This is a genomic window from Kitasatospora sp. NPDC096077, from assembly GCF_040303245.1.
Lineage (GTDB): Bacteria > Actinomycetota > Actinomycetes > Streptomycetales > Streptomycetaceae > Kitasatospora.
This window is the reverse complement of sequence record NZ_JBEOSV010000026.1, coordinates 72542-90505: the sequence shown is the minus strand read 5'-3', so window position 1 is coordinate 90505 and position 17964 is coordinate 72542. Positions and strand designations below refer to the sequence as shown.

General features: G+C 73.7%; 10 protein-coding genes. 8 read left to right on the top strand and 2 right to left on the bottom strand.

What is annotated here, in order from left to right; all coding sequences use genetic code 11:
• The first annotated feature begins 106 nt into the window (after nucleotides 1-106).
• The 5 genes from ABTZ03_RS22980 (at nucleotide 107) to ABTZ03_RS22960 (ending at nucleotide 9435) form a co-directional block, all read left to right on the top strand.
• Nucleotides 107-616, top strand: coding sequence for a DUF6912 family protein (locus ABTZ03_RS22980; RefSeq protein ID WP_350514913.1), 510 nt, complete (start codon nucleotides 107-109; stop codon nucleotides 614-616).
• A 125-nt stretch (nucleotides 617-741) separates the two neighbouring features.
• Nucleotides 742-1398: an HAD family hydrolase gene (locus ABTZ03_RS22975; RefSeq protein ID WP_350514912.1), complete on the top strand. Its 657-nt coding sequence runs from the start codon at nucleotides 742-744 to the stop codon at nucleotides 1396-1398.
• Between the two features lie 204 nt (nucleotides 1399-1602).
• On the top strand, nucleotides 1603-3228 hold the full coding sequence (pruA, locus tag ABTZ03_RS22970) for an L-glutamate gamma-semialdehyde dehydrogenase (protein WP_350514932.1): 1626 nt from the start codon (nucleotides 1603-1605) through the stop codon (nucleotides 3226-3228).
• A 286-nt stretch (nucleotides 3229-3514) separates the two neighbouring features.
• Nucleotides 3515-8461 carry an NAD-glutamate dehydrogenase gene (locus ABTZ03_RS22965; RefSeq protein ID WP_350514911.1) on the top strand — a complete coding sequence of 1649 codons (4947 nt, stop codon included), beginning with the start codon at nucleotides 3515-3517 and terminating at the stop codon, nucleotides 8459-8461.
• Between the two features lie 143 nt (nucleotides 8462-8604).
• Nucleotides 8605-9435, top strand: coding sequence for a hypothetical protein (locus ABTZ03_RS22960; RefSeq protein ID WP_350514910.1), 831 nt, complete (start codon nucleotides 8605-8607; stop codon nucleotides 9433-9435).
• Between the two features lie 244 nt (nucleotides 9436-9679).
• Here the strand turns inward: ABTZ03_RS22960 and ABTZ03_RS22955 are convergent, their stop codons facing one another.
• Nucleotides 9680-12532 (bottom strand): FHA domain-containing protein, encoded by a 2853-nt coding sequence (locus tag ABTZ03_RS22955; RefSeq protein WP_350514909.1) that lies wholly within the window; start codon nucleotides 12530-12532, stop codon nucleotides 9680-9682.
• A gap of 416 nt (nucleotides 12533-12948) precedes the next feature.
• Here ABTZ03_RS22955 and ABTZ03_RS22950 point away from each other — a divergent pair, with 416 nt between their 5' ends.
• From ABTZ03_RS22950 to prfB, 3 genes are all read left to right on the top strand, one after another.
• Nucleotides 12949-14862 (top strand): serine/threonine-protein kinase, encoded by a 1914-nt coding sequence (locus ABTZ03_RS22950; RefSeq protein WP_350514908.1) that lies wholly within the window; start codon nucleotides 12949-12951, stop codon nucleotides 14860-14862.
• 246 nt (nucleotides 14863-15108) lie between these two features.
• The gene (locus tag ABTZ03_RS22945; protein WP_350514907.1) at nucleotides 15109-16362 is read left to right on the top strand and encodes a serine/threonine-protein kinase; all 1254 of its coding nucleotides are present in this window, start codon (nucleotides 15109-15111) and stop codon (nucleotides 16360-16362) included.
• Between the two features lie 69 nt (nucleotides 16363-16431).
• Complete coding sequence (gene prfB / locus ABTZ03_RS22940) at nucleotides 16432-17544, top strand: peptide chain release factor 2 (protein WP_350514906.1); 1113 nt, start codon at nucleotides 16432-16434, stop codon at nucleotides 17542-17544.
• Nucleotides 17545-17608: 64 nt separating this feature from the next.
• Here prfB and ABTZ03_RS22935 read toward each other — a convergent pair whose 3' ends face one another.
• Complete coding sequence (locus ABTZ03_RS22935; protein WP_350514905.1) at nucleotides 17609-17803, bottom strand: hypothetical protein; 195 nt, start codon at nucleotides 17801-17803, stop codon at nucleotides 17609-17611.
• Nucleotides 17804-17964 lie beyond the last annotated feature (161 nt).

Genomic DNA, 17964 nt, shown 5'->3' with positions numbered 1-17964 from the left:
CCGGCGGAGCTTATTCTTGGGGGCGCTGGATGCTGTGCCGCTGGACGCTGTGCTGTTGCGGGCCGGTCGGACGAACCCCCGCTGGACGAACCGGAGAGTGCCACCGATGCGCGTGTACGTGCCCACCACCCTGACCGGCCTGGCGGCGGCGCACGAGGGCGGCGCCCTGGAGCAGTCCGCGGCGTACGCCGTGACGCCCGCGCTGCGCGAGTGGTACGTCAGCGACGACCTGGAGGAGCTGGAGTACGCGGCCCTGAACCGGGCCGCGCAGTCCTCGCTGCGGCTGCTGGCGGCCGATCCGGACGCCCCGCGCCGGCGCGTCGTGGTGGCGCTGGACGTGGCCGACTCGGCGGTGCGGCCCTTCCCCGGTGACGAGTACCAGGACCAGGCCTCGCTGGGCCGGGTGGTGCTCGCCGGCCCGGTGAAGCTGGCGAAGGCCGCCGCGGTGCACGCCGACGTGGCCGACGACGAGGTGGTCGAGGACGTCACGGCGGCGGTGGCGGCGGTGGCCGCGGCCGACGCGGGCGACCAGGACGCCCAGTTCACCGTGGACGGCGCGGAGGACCACGACCTGCTCTGGTACGCGACCCAGGAGATCCCCGGACTGCTCGGCTGAGCGGCTCCGGACGACTCCGGACGACTCCGGACGGCCCCGCGGGGCTCGTGCGGACCGCGGGGGTCGGGCGGAGCGTGAGCATCGTCCTACCGGCGGATCGGCCGTTCGGGTTAGCGTTTGACCCCGTGCGCACTCACATCGTTTGGGACTGGAACGGCACGCTCTTCCACGACATGGACGCCGTCCTCGGCGCGAGCAACGCCGCCTTCGCGACCATCGGGGTCGAGCCGATGACCCTGCAGCAGTACCGCGAGCAGTACGAGATCCCGATCCCCCGCTTCTACCAGCGGCTGCTCGGCCGGATGCCCTCCCAGCAGGAGTGGCTGGCGCTGGACGACGCCTTCCAGGACCGCTACCGCGAGCTCAGCCCGGCCTGCGGCCTGACCGAGGGCGTGCCCGAGCTGCTGGCCGGCTGGCAGGCGGCCGGGCACAGCCAGTCGCTGCTGTCGATGTACATGCACGACAAGCTGGTGCCGCTGGTCGACTCCTTCGGCCTGACCGGCAGCTTCCTGCGGGTGGACGGCCGCAGCGGCCCCTCCGGCGGCCAGAAGGCGGAGCAGCTGACCAGGCACCTGGCCGAGCTCGGCGAGCGGGTCGACCCGGCCCGGACGGTGCTGATCGGCGACGCCGCGGACGACGCCCTGGCGGCGCTGCACGCGGGCGCCCACGCGGTGCTGTACACCGGTGGTTCGCACACCCGGGAGAAGCTGGAGCCGGTCGGCGTCCCGGTGGTGGACAGCCTGGCCGAGGCGGTCGAACTGGCGGGGCGGCTGACGGGCTGAGCCCCAAGCGGGGCCGGGCCGATCCGTACGGTCGTGACGGCGGACGTGGCGGGCGCCACGTCCGCCGTTGGCGTGTCTGGACGGGCGGATCCGTCCGGTGCTGGTCAGGCTGGGAGTCGAACCCCAGCCCGAACCCCAGCCCGGACCCCCGCCCGACATCTCCCGCCCGACCCCCGCCGCCGCCAGGACGGAGCCGCCATGCCCATCGACGCAGTCACCGAGGTGCCGACCCCGGTCAACGAGCCGGTGCGGTCGTACGCGCCCGGCAGCCCGGAGCGGGACCGGCTGGTCCGGCGGCTGGACGAGCTGGCGGCCGAGCAGATCCCGCTGCCGATGACCATCGGCGGCGAGCAGCGCTTCGGCGGCGGCGAGCGGATCGACGTCGTCCAGCCGCACCACCACGCCGCCAAGCTGGGCATGCTCGGCAACGCCACCCGGGAGGACGCCCGGGCGGCGGTGGACGCGGCGCTGGCGGCCGGGCGGCAGTGGCGCTCGCTCTCCTTCGACGACCGGGCGGCGGTCTTCCTGCGCGCCGCCGACCTGCTGGCCGGCCCCTGGCGGGAGACGCTCAACGCGGCGACGATGCTCGGTCAGTCCAAGACCGCGCAGCAGGCCGAGATCGACTCGGCCTGCGAGCTGATCGACTTCTGGCGGTTCAACGTCCGGTTCGCCCGACAGGTCCTGGCGGAGCAGCCGATCTCCTCCCCGGGGGTGTGGAACCGGGTCGACCACCGCCCGCTGGAAGGTTTCGTCTACGCGATCACCCCGTTCAACTTCACCGCGATCGCCGGGAACCTGCCCACCGCCCCCGCGCTGATGGGCAACACCGTGGTCTGGAAGCCGGCGCCGACCCAGACCCTGGCCGCGTACCACCTGATGCGGCTGCTGGAGGCGGCCGGGCTGCCACCCGGGGTGATCAACCTGGTCACCGGCGACGGCCTGCAGGTCTCCCCGGTGGCGCTGGCCGACCCGGCGCTGGCCGGGCTGCACTTCACCGGCTCCACCGCGACCTTCCAGTCGCTCTGGCAGACGATCGGCGCCAACATCGGCGGCTACCGCACCTACCCGAGGATCGTCGGCGAGACCGGCGGCAAGGACTTCCTGCTGGCCCACCGTTCGGCCGACCCGGAGATCCTGAGGACCGCGATGATCCGCGGCGCCTTCGAGTACCAGGGCCAGAAGTGCTCGGCGCTCTCCCGCGCCTATCTGCCGCGCAGCCTGTGGCTGCGGATCAAGGACGACTTCCTGGCCGAGGTGGACGCCCTGACGGTGGGGGACGTCACCGACCTGTCGAACTTCATGGGCGCCCTGATCGACCGGCGCGCCTTCGAGAAGAACCGCAACGCCATCGAGCGGGCCAAGGCCGACCCGACCGTCGAGCTGGTGGCCGGCGGCCAGTACGACGACGCGATCGGCTGGTTCGTCCGGCCGACCGTCCTGGTCTCCTCCGACCACCGGGGCGAGATCTTCCGCACCGAGTACTTCGGCCCGATCCTGGCGATCCACGTCTACGAGGACTCCCGCTGGGACGACGTGCTCGGCCGGGTCGACGGGGGCGCCCCGTACGGCCTGACCGGCGCGGTGATCGCCCAGGACCGCTACGCCATCGCCCAGGCCGTGGAGGAACTGCGCTTCGCCGCCGGGAACTTCTACATCAACGACAAGCCCACCGGCGCCGTCGTCGGCCAGCAGCCCTTCGGCGGTTCCCGGGCCTCCGGGACCAACGACAAGGCGGGCGCCGCCCAGAACCTGCTGCGCTGGACCTCGGCCCGGGCGATCAAGGAGACCTTCGTCCCACCGACCCGGTACGGATACCCGCACATGGGCTGAAAGCGAACACGGCCTTCCGGTTTGGACATGGTGTCCAGGACGGACCCGACATCCTGCGGGTTTGCGCCTCCCTGTCCCTGTGCACCTTCGATTGATCCGGTTAGGCTGGCTGGCGTCGTCGGGTGGCTTGCAGGACGAACGTGTCGTCCTACCCGCTGGGAGGACGTTTCATGCGTGCCATGAGCCCCTTTCAGTCGGACGGTGCGGCAGGATTGCGAGCGACCCGTCGGTGTACATCCACACACCACCGAGTCACGCAACGGCGCGCGACAGGAGCCAAGAAGTCATGCAGACCAAGCTGGACGCAGCCAAGGCCGAACTGCTCAAGAAGGCAGCCGCAGCCGCTGAGAACAGCCAGGTGGGGGGAGCGGCGCCGGGGGAGGGTCTGAGCAACGGCGCTCTGACCGCGTACCTGCACCACTACTACCTCCACACCGCGCCCGAGGACCTGGTCGACCTCGACCCGGTCGACGTGTACGGCGCGGCCGCCTCGCACTACCGCCTGGGCCTCAAGCGCCCCCAGGGCACCGCCGAGGTGCGGGTCCACACCCCCTCGGTCGAGGAGAACGGCTGGTCCTGCGGCCACACCGTGGTCGAGGTCGTCACCGACGACATGCCCTTCCTGGTCGACTCGGTCACCAACGAGCTCTCCCGCCAGGACCGCGCGATCCACCTGGTCGTCCACCCCCAGCTGGTCGTCCGCCGCGACATCACCGGCAAGCTGCTGGAGATCCTGGACGTCGACGCCTGCTCCCGCAGCCAGGCGGCCGGCACCGAGTGGCCCGCCGACGCGACCGTCGAGTCGTGGATGCACATCGAGATCGACCGCGAGACCGACCGCGACGACCTGCGCACCATCGAGACCAACCTGCGCCGGGTGCTCGGCGACGTCCGCGAGGTCGTCGAGGACTGGTCCAAGATGCGCGACAGCGCGCTGCGTCTGGCCGACGAGCTGGCCGAGGAGCCCCCGGCCGAGCTGCCCGAGCAGGAGGTCGGCGAGGCCTGGGAGCTGATGCGCTGGCTGGCCGACGACCACTTCACCTTCCTCGGCTACCGCGAGTACGACCTGGTCGAGCACGAGGGCGAGGAGGTCCTCAAGGCCGTCGCCGGGACCGGCCTGGGCATCCTGCGCTCCGACCCGCACAGCCACGACGACCGCCACCACTCGGTCTCCGAGGCCTTCGGCCGGCTCTCCGCGCCGGTCCGCGCCAAGGCGCACGAGAAGAAGCTGCTCGTCCTGACCAAGGCCAACAGCCGCTCCACCGTGCACCGCCCGGCCTACCTGGACTACGTCGGCGTCAAGAAGTTCAACGCTGCCGGCGAGCCCACCGGCGAGCGCCGCTTCCTCGGCCTGTTCTCCTCCGCCGCCTACACCGAGTCGGTCACCCGCATCCCGGTCGTGCGCCGCAAGGTCCAGGAGGTGCTGGAGGGCTCCGGCTTCTCCAGCGAGAGCCACGACGGCCGCGACCTGCTGCAGATCATGGAGACCTTCCCGCGCGACGAGATCTTCCAGACCTCGGCCGACGAGCTGCTCTCCATCGCCACCAGCGTGCTCTACCTGCAGGAGCGCCGTAAGCTGCGCCTCTTCCTGCGCCAGGACGAGTACGGGCGCTACTTCTCCGCCTTCATCTACCTGCCGCGCGACCGCTACACCACGCGCATCCGGCTGCTGCTCACCGACATCCTCAAGGAAGAGCTGAACGGCGCCACCATCGACTACACGGTGTACGCCACCGAGTCGGTGCTGACCCGCCTGCACTTCGTGGTCCGGGTCGCCCCGGGCACCGAGCTGCCCCGGCTCAGCGACTCCGACATCGAGCGGATCGAGAACCGGCTGGCCGAGGCCGCCCGGTTCTGGATGGACGGCTTCCACGACCAGCTGCACACCGAGCTGGGCGAGGAGAAGGCCGCCGAGCTCGGCCACAAGTACGCCAACGCCTTCCCGGACGGCTACCGCGCCGACTTCCCGCCGCGCACCGCCGTCTCGGACATCAAGCAGATCGAGTCGCTGCACGGCGAGGGCGACTTCCGCCTGAACCTGTACCAGCCGGTCGGCGCGGGCGACGACGAGCGCCGCTTCAAGATCTACCGGGTCGGCGGCCCGATCTCGCTCACCGAGGTCCTCCCGGTGCTGCAGCGCCTGGGCGTCGAGGTGCTGGACGAGCACCCGTACGCGCTGCGCCGCTCCGACGGCACCACCGCGTGGGTGTACGACTTCGGCCTGAAGCTGCGCGAGGCCACCGAGCTCACCGAGGAGGCCCGCGAGCGCTTCCAGGAGACCTTCGCCGCCACCTGGACCGGCAAGGCCGAGAACGACGGCTTCAACGAGCTGGTCCTCACCGCCGGGCTGAACTGGCGCCAGGCGACGGTGCTGCGCGCGTACGCCAAGTACCTGCGCCAGGCGGGCTCCACGTTCTCCCAGGACTACATGGAGGACGCGCTCCGCAACAACACCCACACCACCCGGCTGCTGGTCAACCTGTTCGAGGCCCGGCTGAGCCCGAGCCACCAGCTGGGCGCCGCCGAGCTGACCGAGGGCATCCTGGAGGAGCTGGCCGGCGCGCTCGACGAGGTCGTCTCGCTGGACGAGGACCGCATCCTGCGCTCCTTCCTGAACCTCATCAAGGCCACCCTGCGGACCAACTTCTTCCAGCACGACGGCTCCGGCGCGTGGCACTCCTACGTGTCGATGAAGTTCGACCCGAAGGCCATCCCGGACCTGCCGGCCCCGCGCCCGGCGTTCGAGATCTGGGTCTACTCGCCCCAGGTCGAGGGCGTGCACCTGCGCTTCGGCAAGGTCGCCCGCGGCGGCCTGCGCTGGTCCGACCGGCGCGAGGACTTCCGCACCGAGATCCTCGGCCTGGTCAAGGCCCAGATGGTCAAGAACACCGTCATCGTCCCGGTCGGCGCCAAGGGCGGCTTCGTCGCCAAGCAGCTGCCGGACCCGTCGGTGGACCGCGACGCCTGGCTGGCCGAGGGCATCTCGTCCTACAAGACCTTCATCTCGGCGCTGCTCGACATCACCGACAACCTGGTGGCCGGCGAGGTCGTCCACCCGGCCGACGTGGTCCGCCACGACGAGGACGACACCTACCTGGTCGTCGCCGCCGACAAGGGCACCGCGACCTTCTCCGACATCGCCAACGGCGTCGCGGAGTCGTACGGCTTCTGGCTCGGCGACGCCTTCGCCTCCGGCGGCTCGGCCGGCTACGACCACAAGGGCATGGGCATCACCGCCCGCGGTGCCTGGGAGTCGGTCAAGCGCAACTTCCGCGAGCTCGGCGTCGACACCCAGGCCGAGGACTTCACCGTCATCGGCATCGGCGACATGTCCGGCGACGTCTTCGGCAACGGCATGCTGCTCAGCGAGCACATCCGGCTGGTCGCGGCCTTCGACCACCGCCACATCTTCCTGGACCCGAACCCGGACGCGGCCGTCTCCTACGCCGAGCGCCGTCGGCTGTTCGACCTGCCGCGCAGCTCCTGGGACGACTACGACAAGTCGCTGATCTCGACCGGCGGCGGGGTCTTCCCGCGCAGCGCCAAGTCGATCCAGGTCAGCGCGCAGGTCCGGGCCGTCCTGGGCATCCAGGAGACCCGCCTGACCCCGGCCGAGCTGATGAAGGCGATCCTCCAGGCGCCGGTCGACCTGTTCTGGAACGGCGGCATCGGCACCTACATCAAGGCCTCCACCGAGACCAACGCCGAGGTCGGCGACAAGGCCAACGACGCCATCCGGGTCAACGGCGAGCAGGTCCGGGCCCGGGTCATCGGCGAGGGCGGCAACCTCGGTTGCACCCAGCTCGGCCGGATCGAGTACGCGGCCACCGGCGGCCCCGAGGCCACCGGCGGCTGGATCAACACCGACGCCATCGACAACTCGGCCGGTGTGGACACCTCGGACCACGAGGTCAACATCAAGATCCTGCTCAACCAGGTCGTCGCCGACGGCGACATGACGGTCAAGCAGCGCAACACGCTGCTCGCCGAGATGACCGACGAGGTCGGCCACCTGGTGCTGCGCAACAACTACGCGCAGAACGTGGTGCTGGCCAACGCCGTCGCCCAGGCGCACAGCATGGTCAACGTCCACGCCCGGATGATCAACCGCTTCGAGGCGGCCGGCCAGCTCGACCGCGGGCTGGAGTTCCTGCCCGCCGAACGCCAGATCCGGGAGCGCCAGCAGAACGGCCGCGGCCTGTCGCAGCCGGAGATGTCCGTCCTGCTCGCGTACACCAAGATCATCCTGGCCGAGGAGCTGCTGGCCACCGACCTGCCGGACGACCCGTACTTCCGCACCGCGCTGCACGACTACTTCCCCAGCGCGCTGCGGGCCCGGTTCGCCGACGCGATCGACAACCACGCGCTGCGCCGCGAGATCATCACCACGCTGATCGTCAACGACACGATCAACCGCGGTGGCTGCACCTTCGCCTTCCGTCTGAAGGAGGAGACCGGCGCGACCTACGAGGAGATCGCCCGGACGCACACCGCCGCGCGGGCCGTCTTCGGCCTGGAGGAGATCTGGGCCGAGATCGAGGGCCTCGACAACAAGGCCCCGGCCCGGATCCAGACCAAGATGCGGCTGCACTCGCGCCGACTGGTCGAGCGCGCCACCCGGTGGATGCTCAACAACCGCCGCCAGCCGCTCGACATCGCCGGCACCATCGAGTTCTTCCACGACCGGGTCAAGCAGGTCTGGGGCTCGCTGCCCAAGCCGCTCCGCGGCGAGGACCTGGCCTGGTTCGACTCCGTCTACGGCGAGCTGGCCGCGGCCGGCGTGCCGGAGGAGCTGGCCACCCGGATCGCCGGTCTCTCCTCGGTCTTCCCGACCCTGGACATCACCGGCGTGGCGGACCGCTCCGGCAAGGACGTCGCCGAGGTCGCCGAGCTGTACTACGACCTGGGCGACCGCCTGCAGATCTCGCACCTGCTCGACCGTATCATCGCCCTGCCCCGCACCGACCGCTGGTCGTCGATGGCCCGGGCCGCGATCCGCGAGGACCTCTTCGCGGCGCACGCGGCGCTGACCGCCGACATCCTGGCCTGCGGCCCCGAGGGCGCCACCCCCGAGGAGCGCTACAGCGCCTGGGCGGAGCTCAACTCCACCCTGCTGAACCGCGCCAAGGCCACCCTCGACGACATAAGGGGTTCGGACAACTACGAGCTGTCCAGCCTCTCGGTCGCGATGCGGGTCATCCGCACCCTGCTGCGCACCGGCTCGATGGGCTGACGGACGGCTGTCCGGAAGGGCCCGCGTCCCCTCGGGGCGCGGGCCCTTCCGCGTGCCCGTGCGGGGTCCGGGAACCGGTTGTCGATCGTGGGCGCACCTTCGGTACGGTGATCCACGAACGACCTTTTTCTGGGGGGAACGACATGGAGAAGAACCGGGGACGGATCCGCGCGGTGGGCGTGGGCGTCTCGGTGGTGCTGCTGGTCGCCGGAGCGGCGGCCTGCGGCAACGACGACAAGAAGGACACGGCGAAGGCGGACTCCACCGCCACGGCGTCGGCCGCGCCGACGTCCAAGGGGCCGGAGGCCTTCGCGGCGGCCGGCTACCGCGGCCTCAAGCCGGGCGTCACCAAGGACGCGGCCCTGGCCGGCGGCGCCCTGGAGGCGGCACCCGTCTCACTGCTCGACGGCTGTACGGACCTCGTCTACAAGGGCGGTCCGGCGCCCGACAAGACCCGGATGGACGCCGAGGCGGCCACCGAGGCCCGCTACAAGGACCTCAACGCCAAGGCCGACGCGGCCCAGGGCAAGGCGCCCGCCCCGGCGGGCACCCTGCCGCCCGGCGCCTCCGCCAAGGACGCCGCCGCGGCCGCCGCGGGTTCGGCCGCCGCCGCCAACGACTCGGCCGCCGGCGCCAAGTTGATGGCCGACGCCACCCAGTCCATCGCGGACATGTGGGTCGCCCGCGAGGCCAGGGACAAGGCGTTCCTGGCCACCGGGCGGGCCTCTTTCGCCGCCACCGGCCTGCGCGAGCTGGTCGCCCCGGCCGAGGCGAGGACCGCCGAGGGCATCGGCGCCGGCTCCACCCTGGACGCCCTCCAGGCGGCGTACGGCGCCAAGGGCCTCCAGCTGGCCAAGAGCGGCAAGTACGAGCTGCCGGTCGAGGGCCAGCAGGGCTGGAAGTGGGAGTTCACCGTGGACGGCGGCAAGGTCGCCGGGATGGCCGTGGTCAACCGCGACATCAAGTGCGTCTGACGGTCCGCCTGTTGTCCGCTGCTAGGCCGTGACGAGTGACCCGTGCCCGCGCAGAGCCGCGCGGGCACGGGCGACACCGCTGGGAGTGGCGGCGGTTCCCGGTCCTCGCCGGTCGCATCGTTTCGGCCTTGCCGCGTGCCGGTCTTCGAGATCATCTCGAAGACCGGCACCGTGTTTCCGAGCTTCTGTTCCTCATGGCGGCCGGATTCCGCATCGCTGCCCCACGGGAGCCGTCCGGCGTGGCTCAGCGCGCGGCGGCGCGCTGGAGGGCGCTAGCCAGCAGGGCGAGGTCGGTGGGGCCGTTGCCGAGTTCGCGGACCGGGCGGCGGGCGGGCGGGGCGCCGAGCTGGAGCGGGTCTATCGCGACCACGGTGGGGCGCAGGGTGGCGGTGCGGGGGATCCGGCCGCTGATCCGGGCGGTCTGGAAGGCGGTGACGCCGCCGTCGGGCCGGCGCAGGTAGCCGCGGCCCGGGGTGTCCTCGGGGAGGGCGGCCGCGTCGCCGAGGTGGATCAGCAGGTCGGATTCGGCCGGGTCCTCGGTGCGCAGCGCGATCCGCACCAGGGCGGCCTCGTCCACCTCGGTGCCGGCGCTCTCCTCCGGGCGGCCGGTGGCGACCGCGAGGTGGATGCCGAGTGGGCCGCCGCGCCGGGCGACGGCGGCGAGCGCGCGGGCCAGCGGGCGGCCGACCGGGGAGGTGGGGGAGAGCAGGGCGTCGAAGTCGTCGACGACGACGACCAGTCGGGCCGGGGCCGGGTCGGTGGGGGAGGCGGGGGTGGCGGCGGGGCGGGAGTCGGAGGAGCCGCGCGGCGCGATGATGCGGGCGGTCGGGCCCGAGGCGGCGCCCACGGTGACCGGCACCTGGGGGTGATCGGCGGTCAGGCCGCCGTGCCCGTCCAAGCTGTGCCCGTCCAGGCTGTGTCCGTCCAAGATGCGGGCGGCGTGCCAGGAGGCGAAGTCCAGCCCGTCGAACAGTCGCTCCCGCAGGGCGAGTTCGTCCTCCAGTGCCTCGGCCGCGAGGAGCGCCGCGCGCGGGTCGGCGACGGCGTTCACCCGGCCGGTGACGTGCGGCAGCTCGGTGCAGCCGTCCAGGCCGTCCTGGCCGTCCCCGGGGGCCCGGCCCTCGATGATGGTGACGGCGAGGCGCTCGGGCCGTTCCGAGACGGCCAGCGAGGCGACCAGGGTGCGCAGCAGCTCGGTCTTGCCGGAGCCGCGGGCGCCGCCGATCAGCAGGTGCGGGCCGCCCGGGTCGGGGGAGGGCAGGGTGAGCTCGGGGTCGGCCAGGTCGAGGGTGCACAGCTCGTCCCGGGTGGTGCCGAGCAGCGCGGTGGCGGCGCCGATGCCGCCGGCGTGGGCGGCCCAGCGGGCGGAGAGCTTGGCCGGGGTGACGGTGTCGAGCTGGAGCAGGTCGAGCAGGCGCAGCGCGTCCGGCAGCGGGCCGCGGGACGCCGGGGCGGCCTCGCGCAGCGGGGCGAGGACCCGGGCCAGCCGCTCGGCCCAGGCGTCCGAGACGGCGTCCAGCGAGACCTCGTGCAGGGTCTCCCGGCCGCGGGCGACCGGGCGGTCCAGCGAGAGCTGGGTGCCGACCTCGCCGGTGATCAGGGCGGTGGCGCCGAGGCCGCGAGGGAGCAGTTCGGGCTGTTCGGCGAGGCAGATCGGGAAGATGCCGACCGCCGGGCCCTGGCGCAGCAGCAGGTCGAGCGCGTGCCGGGCGGTCTCGCCGGTCGGGCGGCCGTCCACCACGACGACGGTGGCGGGGTGGCCGCCGAGGCCGGTCGGGGCGCTGAGCCGGGCGGTGAGCTCGGTGAGCCGGGCGATGGCCTGGTCCTCGTCGAGGCCGACCAGCAGCCGGCAGTCCTGGCCGTCCGCGGGCCGCAGGTGGGGGAGCCAGAGCGCCCAGGCCCAGGTGTCGACCCGCTCCTCGGGGCTGCGGGCCGGGTCGGCGTCGACCACGACCAGGCTCAGCCCGGTCGGCGGGTGGAGCGCGGCGAGCTGGGCGACGACGGCGCGGGTGAGCGCGTCGAGGCGTTCGCGCGGGCCGCTGAGGCCGAGGCTGCCGGCGGTCTGCAGGTCGAGGGTGACCGGGACGGCGGGCAGCATGGTGCCGGGGGTGGTGCCGGGGCCGCCGGGGCGGTCGGCGGTGCCCAGCCGCAGGGTGAGCGCGTCGGGGTGGCCGGGGCCGCGCTCCCACAGCCGGGGGCCGGGGCCGACGGCGTTGAGCAGCACGGTGGCGAGGTCGGGCCAGCGGTCGCGCTGGGCGGCGGCCTGGCGCAGCCGGACCGCGGCGTGGTGGCGCTCGGCGCTCTCCTGGCCGGGCGGTTCGGCGGCGCGGCCGGGCAGCAGCGAGAACAGGCCGCGGCCGCGGCCCTGGGCGGGTTCGGGGGCGGCGGGCGGTTCGATCACCGGCGGCGCGGGCCGGACCGGGCCGGGGGCGGCCAGCTGGAGGTGGCCGTTGCCGTCGGGCAGGGCGGCCCGGGCGGCTTCGCCGAGCGGTTCGAGGACCTGGAGGGTCGACTCGCCGATCCGCAGCAGGGCGCCGTTGTCCAGCGGGACGGCGGCCTCGGGCGGCAGCGGCGGGACGATCCGGCCGTCCAGGGTGGTGCCGTTGGTGGAGCCGAGGTCGCGGACGGTGACCCGGCCGTCGTCGCCGAGGTGCAGGGCGAGGTGCAGCCGGGAGACGTCCGGGTCGTCGAGCGGGACGTCGGCCTCGCCGGAGCGGCCGATCCGGATCTCCCGGCCGTGCAGCCGGTGCACGCCGCCGGCGTCGGGGCCGCCGACCACCCGCAGTTCGGCCGCGGCGGGGGTGTCGTCGGGGTCGTCGGCGGTCGGGTCGGGCTCGTTGAGGCTGAGGACGGCGCCGTCGAGGAGCGGGGGGTGGCCGAGCAGGGTGTGCTCGTCGACCCGGTGCGCCCCGGCGTACAGGTGCACATGGGTGGCGGCCCGCGGCCCGCGCACGCCCACGGCGCCGGCGAGCGCGCCCGCGATGGCGCCGAGCGCGGTGCCGACGGGCGCGGTGACCAGCACGTCCACGTAGGGGATGGCGGAGCCGGCGGCGGTCGGGCCGCTGCGCGGTCGGAGGACGGTCAGCCGGATCTGCATCTCGCCCGCGGGTCCCTTCTGCTGGTGTGATGCCTGGTACCGCTGCCGGGTTCGTCGCGGTCGCGCGGGGCGGTCGCGGCGGCCCTTTGGGCCACACGAGTGGCGAGTGTCCATCCTGCCATCCGGCGTGGACGGTCCGCGCACCGTACCGGATTTGACGATCTTGCGATCATCGCCATGGTGGAGGCGACGGAGGGTCAGGTCAACCGCCGCCCCGCCGGCCCCGTGCAGGAGCCCGGCGACCGCCTCCGGGCGGTCCCCTAGGGGATGTCCCCCAACCCTGCTCGGATGGCCTGCCGGTCACCCCAAAAACCAGTACGGACACCGTTAGAGTTGCCCGAACACGGGCCCGGCAGGCTCACCGCACACCGGCGGGGGAGCGCCCCGCGCGGGCGGCACGGCGAGGAGTGCGACAGGTGCGGCCAGTCGGCAGCAAGTATCTGCTTGAGGAGACCCTGGGGCGGGGTGCCACCGGGACGGTCTGGCGCGGCCTGGTGCGCCAGGACGTCCAGGTGCCGGGCAGCGAGCCCGGGCAGCAGGTGGCGATCAAGGTGCTGCGCGAGGAACTGGCGGCCGATCCGGACGTGGTGATGCGCTTCCTGCGCGAGCGCTCGCTGCTGCTGCGGCTGAGCCACCCGAACATCGTCCGGGTCCGCGACCTGGTCGTCGAGGGCGAGCTGCTGGCGCTGGTGATGGACCTGGTGGAGGGCCCCGACCTGGCCCGCTACCTGCGCGCCAACGGCCCGTTCAGCCCGATCGCCGGCGCCCTGCTGATGGCCCAGGTCGCGGACGCGCTGGCGGCCAGCCACGCGGACGGGATCGTGCACCGCGACCTCAAGCCGGCCAACGTGCTGCTCGCCTCCCTCGTCGTGCAGGGCACCGAGCAGATGCACCCGATGCTGACCGACTTCGGCATCGCCCGGCTGGCCGACTCCCCGGGTGTCACCCGCACCCACGAGTTCGTCGGCACCCCCGCGTACGTCGCGCCGGAGTCCGCCGAGGGCCGCCCGCAGACCTCCGCGGTGGACGTCTACGGCGCCGGGATCATGCTGTACGAGCTGGTCACCGGCCGTCAGCCGTTCCAGGGCGACAGCGCCATCGCCCTGCTCCACGCCCACCTGGCCCAGGAGCCGCAGCGCCCCAGCACCATGCCCGAGCCGCTCTGGACGGTGATCGAGCGCTGCCTGCGCAAGGACCCGGCGCAGCGGCCGAGCGCCACCGCGCTGGCCCGGGCGCTGCGGGTGGTCGCGGCCGGGGTCGGGGTGCACGCCTCCCCGGCGGCGGTGGACGAGGCGCTGGCGGTCGCTGCCCTGCTGCTGCCGGACCCCCAGCCGACCACCGTTCCCGGCACCGGACAGGGCGTCCCCGCCGGACCGGGTGCCCCGGGCGGCGCCGAGGACCGCACCCAGGTGCTGCCCCCGGCCGCCGCGCAGTACGACCCGGCCGCGGCGACCCGGGTGATGGGCACCCAGCCGCCGCCCGCGCCCCCGTACGGCACCCAGGACCGCACCCAGGTGATGCCCCCCGCCGCCGTGCCGCCGCCCCCGCCCGCCGGGCCGCCGGCGCCGCCGCAGGAGGAGGCGCCGCACCCGTGGCAGACCCAGCTGCGGGCGGCGCGCGACCGCAACCAGCAGACCCAGGTCGGCTACTTCGGTCCGGAGGACTTCGAGGACCCGCAGGTAGCCCCGCCGCCCTACCAGGCCGGTCAGGGGGGCCAGGGCGGTCAGCCGTACCAGGGCGGCCCGGGCCACCAGCCGCAGCCGCCGGCCGGCTACCGCCAGGACCAGCGCCGCCAGGGCCCGCCGCCCGGCTACGCCCAGCGCCCGCCGGTCGCCCCGCCGCCCTACCAGGTCAGCCAGGGCAACCAGGGGCCCCAGGGCAACCAGGGCGGCCGCGGCGGTCGGCCCGGCCAGGGCGCCGGGCCCGACGGCCGTCCGCAGCCGCAGGGCGGCTACCGGCAGGCCCCGGCCGGGTACGGCCAGTCGCAGGGCGGCTACCCGCCGCCGCCCGCGCCCACCCCGGTGCCGCGCCGGGCCGAGCCGCCCGCGCCGCAGCACCGGGAGTCCCGGCCGCCCCGGGAGGAGCCGCGCGAGCAGCCCCGCCGGGAGAGCGCCCCGCCGCGCGAGCGGCGCCCGCGCAGCCGCAACCGGATGTACATCCCGGGGCTGGGCTGCCTCAAGGGCTGTCTGATGGTGGTGCTGGTGCTGGTGGTGGCCGGGTTCGCGCTGTGGCACTTCACGTCGCTGCCGCACTACTGGGACAACGTGGTGAGCTGGTTCGACACCGCGCGCGACTGGGTGACCAGCGTCTTCGGCAGTTCCGGCCAGTAGTGCGGGAACGGGGGGGCGGGGCCGGACCCGGGGCGCGGAGCGGCTGACCCGGGGTCCGACCCCGGTCCGGAAGCCAGGATTGACGCTTTGTCGACAATTCGCGAGATTTCTCGGCCCCGAGTCCCGCTCCACGGCCCTCAGGCGGCCCGCACAGGGCGTCCGGGCGCGTAGGTTGGTCGCTGTTGTCCCGCCCCACCGAGCGCGCCCGGACCCCCGGAGCGCTCCCGCGCCGCCCACGGAGCAGCATTGGCACGCAAGATCGGCAGCCGGTACACCGTCCACCAGGTCATCGGCCGGGGTTCGGCCGGTACGGTCTGGCTCGGTGAGGGCCCCGACGGCCCGGTCGCGGTCAAGCTGCTGCGCGAGGACCTCGCCGCCGACCAGGTGCTGGTCGGCCGCTTCGTCCAGGAGCGCACCGCGCTGACCAGCCTCGACCACCCCCGGGTGGTCGGCGTGCGCGACATGGTCGTGGACGGCAGCGACCTCGCCCTGGTGATGGAGCTGGTCCAGGGCACCGACCTGCGCTCCCGGCTGGAGCGGGACGGCGCCCTCCCGCCGCAGGCCGCCGCCTCGATCATCGCCGACGTCGCCGACGGCCTCGCGGCCGCGCACGCCGCCGGGATCGTCCACCGCGACGTCAAGCCGGAGAACGTGCTGCTCGACCTCGCCGCCGCCCCCGGCCCCGGCGGCGCCCCGCGCGCCAAGCTCACCGACTTCGGCGTGGCCCGCCTGGTCGACGCCCCGCGGCGGACCCGGGCCACCCGGATCATCGGCACCCCCGACTACCTCGCCCCCGAGATCATCGAGGGCCTGGAGCCGCGCGCCGCCGTCGACATCTACGCCCTCGCCACCGTGCTGTACGAGCTGCTGGCCGGCTCCACCCCGTTCGGCGGCGGCCACACCGGCGCGGTGCTGCGCCGGCACGTCACCGAGCAGGTGCCGCCGATCCCCGGCCTGCCGGACGGGCTGTGGCGGATCATCTCCGAGTGCCTGGCCAAGGCCCCCGCCTCCCGGCTGCGCGCCGCCGAGCTGGCCTCCCGGCTGCGCGAGCAGCTGCCCTCGCTGGCCGGCCTGCCGGTGCTGGCCGTGCCCTCCCAGGGCCGCGCCCCGGCCGAGGAGCAGCTGACCCCCGGCGAGGCCGTCTACGCCGAGGTGGACGCCGGCCCGGGCGTCCACAAGCGCCGCCGCGGCCCGGCCGTCCCGCTGGTGCCCGGCGTCGCCCCGGACTCCACCCGGGACACCCACACCAGCCTGCGCCGCCCCTCGGCCGACGAACTGGCCGCGTACGCCGCCGAGTCGCGCGCCCAGCGCACCGCCCCGGGCCACCGCCGGGACCGCGCGGCCCTGCTGCGCCGCCGCCGGATGCTGGCCGTGCTGCTGGCCACCGTGCTGCTGCTGGCGGGCGCCGCCGCGGCCTGGACGGCCTTCGCGGCCACCCGGCCGGACGGCGGCCACCCGGCCCGCCCGACCGTGCACGGCACCGCCCCGCGGGCCCCGTAGCGCCGGCCTCCCGGACCGGGGAACCGGGGGTGTCGTCATGACCACCCCCGGAACCATTACCCTGGGGGCGTGGCAGCCGTCGATCCTTCCGAAGAGCTCAAGAACCTCGATACGACCATGGGGTCGATCGAGGCCGTCCTCAACCTGGACAAGATCCGGGCCGACATCGCGGTCCTGGAGGAGGAGGCAGCCGCCCCCACCCTGTGGGACGACCTCGCGAACGCGCAGAAGGTGACCAGCCGGCTCTCCTTCCTCCAGGGCGAACTGCGCCGCGTCGAGGGCCTGCGCGGCCGCCTCGACGACCTGAGCGTGCTGTTCGAGCTCGCCGAGGCCGAGGACGACGCGGACACCCGCGCCGAGGCCGAGGCCGAGCTGGTCTCGCTGCAGAAGGCGGTCGAGGAGCTGGAGGTCCGCACCCTCCTCTCCGGCGAGTACGACGCCCGCGAGGCGCTGATCAACATCCGTGCCGAGGCCGGTGGCGTGGACGCCGCCGACTTCGCCGAGCAGCTGATGCGCATGTACCTGCGCTGGGCCGAGCGGCACGGGTACCCGACCGAGGTGTACGACACCTCGTACGCCGAAGAGGCCGGCATCAAGTCCGCGACCTTCACCGTGAAGGCGCCGTACGCCTACGGCACCCTCTCGGTCGAGCAGGGCACCCACCGCCTGGTCCGCATCTCGCCGTTCGACAACCAGGGCCGTCGGCAGACCTCCTTCGCCGGCGTCGAGGTGCTCCCGGTCGTCGAGCAGTCCGACCACGTCGACATCGACGAGGGCGAGCTGCGGATCGACGTCTACCGCGCCTCCGGCCCCGGCGGCCAGGGCGTCAACACCACCGACTCGGCGGTGCGCATCACCCACATCCCGACCGGCATCGTGGTCTCCTGCCAGAACGAGCGTTCGCAGATCCAGAACAAGGCGTCCGCGATGAACGTCCTCCAGGCCAAGCTGCTGGAGCGGCGCCGCCAGGAGGAGAAGGCGGCGATGGACGCGCTCAAGGACAGCGGCAGCTCCTGGGGCAACCAGATGCGCTCCTACGTGCTGCACCCGTACCAGATGGTCAAGGACGTGCGCACCGCGTACGAGGCGGGCAACCCGCAGGCCGTCCTGGACGGCGACATCGACGGCTTCATCGAGGCCGGCATCCGCTGGCGCAAGCAGCGCGAGACCGGCGCCGAGTAGGCACCCGGACACGGAGAAGGCCCCCGACCGCTTCGGTCGGGGGCCTTCGTCGTACCTCGGGGGCTCAGCCCAGTGCCTGCCGCGCGATCAGCGCCACCACGAACAGCCCGGCCAGCAGGGCCAGCAGCAGTGCGGGGGAGAGCGCGGCGAACGGCCCCTGCTGCTCCTGCAGTCGGGCCCGGTTGGCGCGGCACACCGGGCAACGCCCGTCGCTGACGCGGCCGTTGCAGTTGGCGCACACCAGATGGTCGCACGTCATGCGATCTCCTCCTCGCTGCTACAGCCAACGCGCCGGACGGTGCTTTGGTTCCTGGTTCTGCCCTGTACGGGGGAGCGGCCGGACCCGGTCGCCACCTCCACTCTGCCAGGTTCTGGCGGTTCCGGCTCCCGGGCTGTGAGATGGCTCGCAATTATCGGGGC

Excerpts from the sequence above, each read along its gene's own strand:
- ABTZ03_RS22960 (WP_350514910.1), top strand. The coding sequence starts at position 8,605 with ATGGAGAAGAACCGGGGACGGATCCGCGCGGTGGGCGTGGGCGTCTCG.
- ABTZ03_RS22935 (WP_350514905.1), bottom strand. The coding sequence starts at position 17,803 with ATGACGTGCGACCATCTGGTGTGCGCCAACTGCAACGGCCGCGTCAGC.
- ABTZ03_RS22955 (WP_350514909.1), bottom strand. The coding sequence starts at position 12,532 with ATGCAGATCCGGCTGACCGTCCTCCGACCGCGCAGCGGCCCGACCGCC.
- ABTZ03_RS22980 (WP_350514913.1), top strand. The coding sequence starts at position 107 with ATGCGCGTGTACGTGCCCACCACCCTGACCGGCCTGGCGGCGGCGCAC.
- ABTZ03_RS22965 (WP_350514911.1), top strand. The coding sequence starts at position 3,515 with ATGCAGACCAAGCTGGACGCAGCCAAGGCCGAACTGCTCAAGAAGGCA.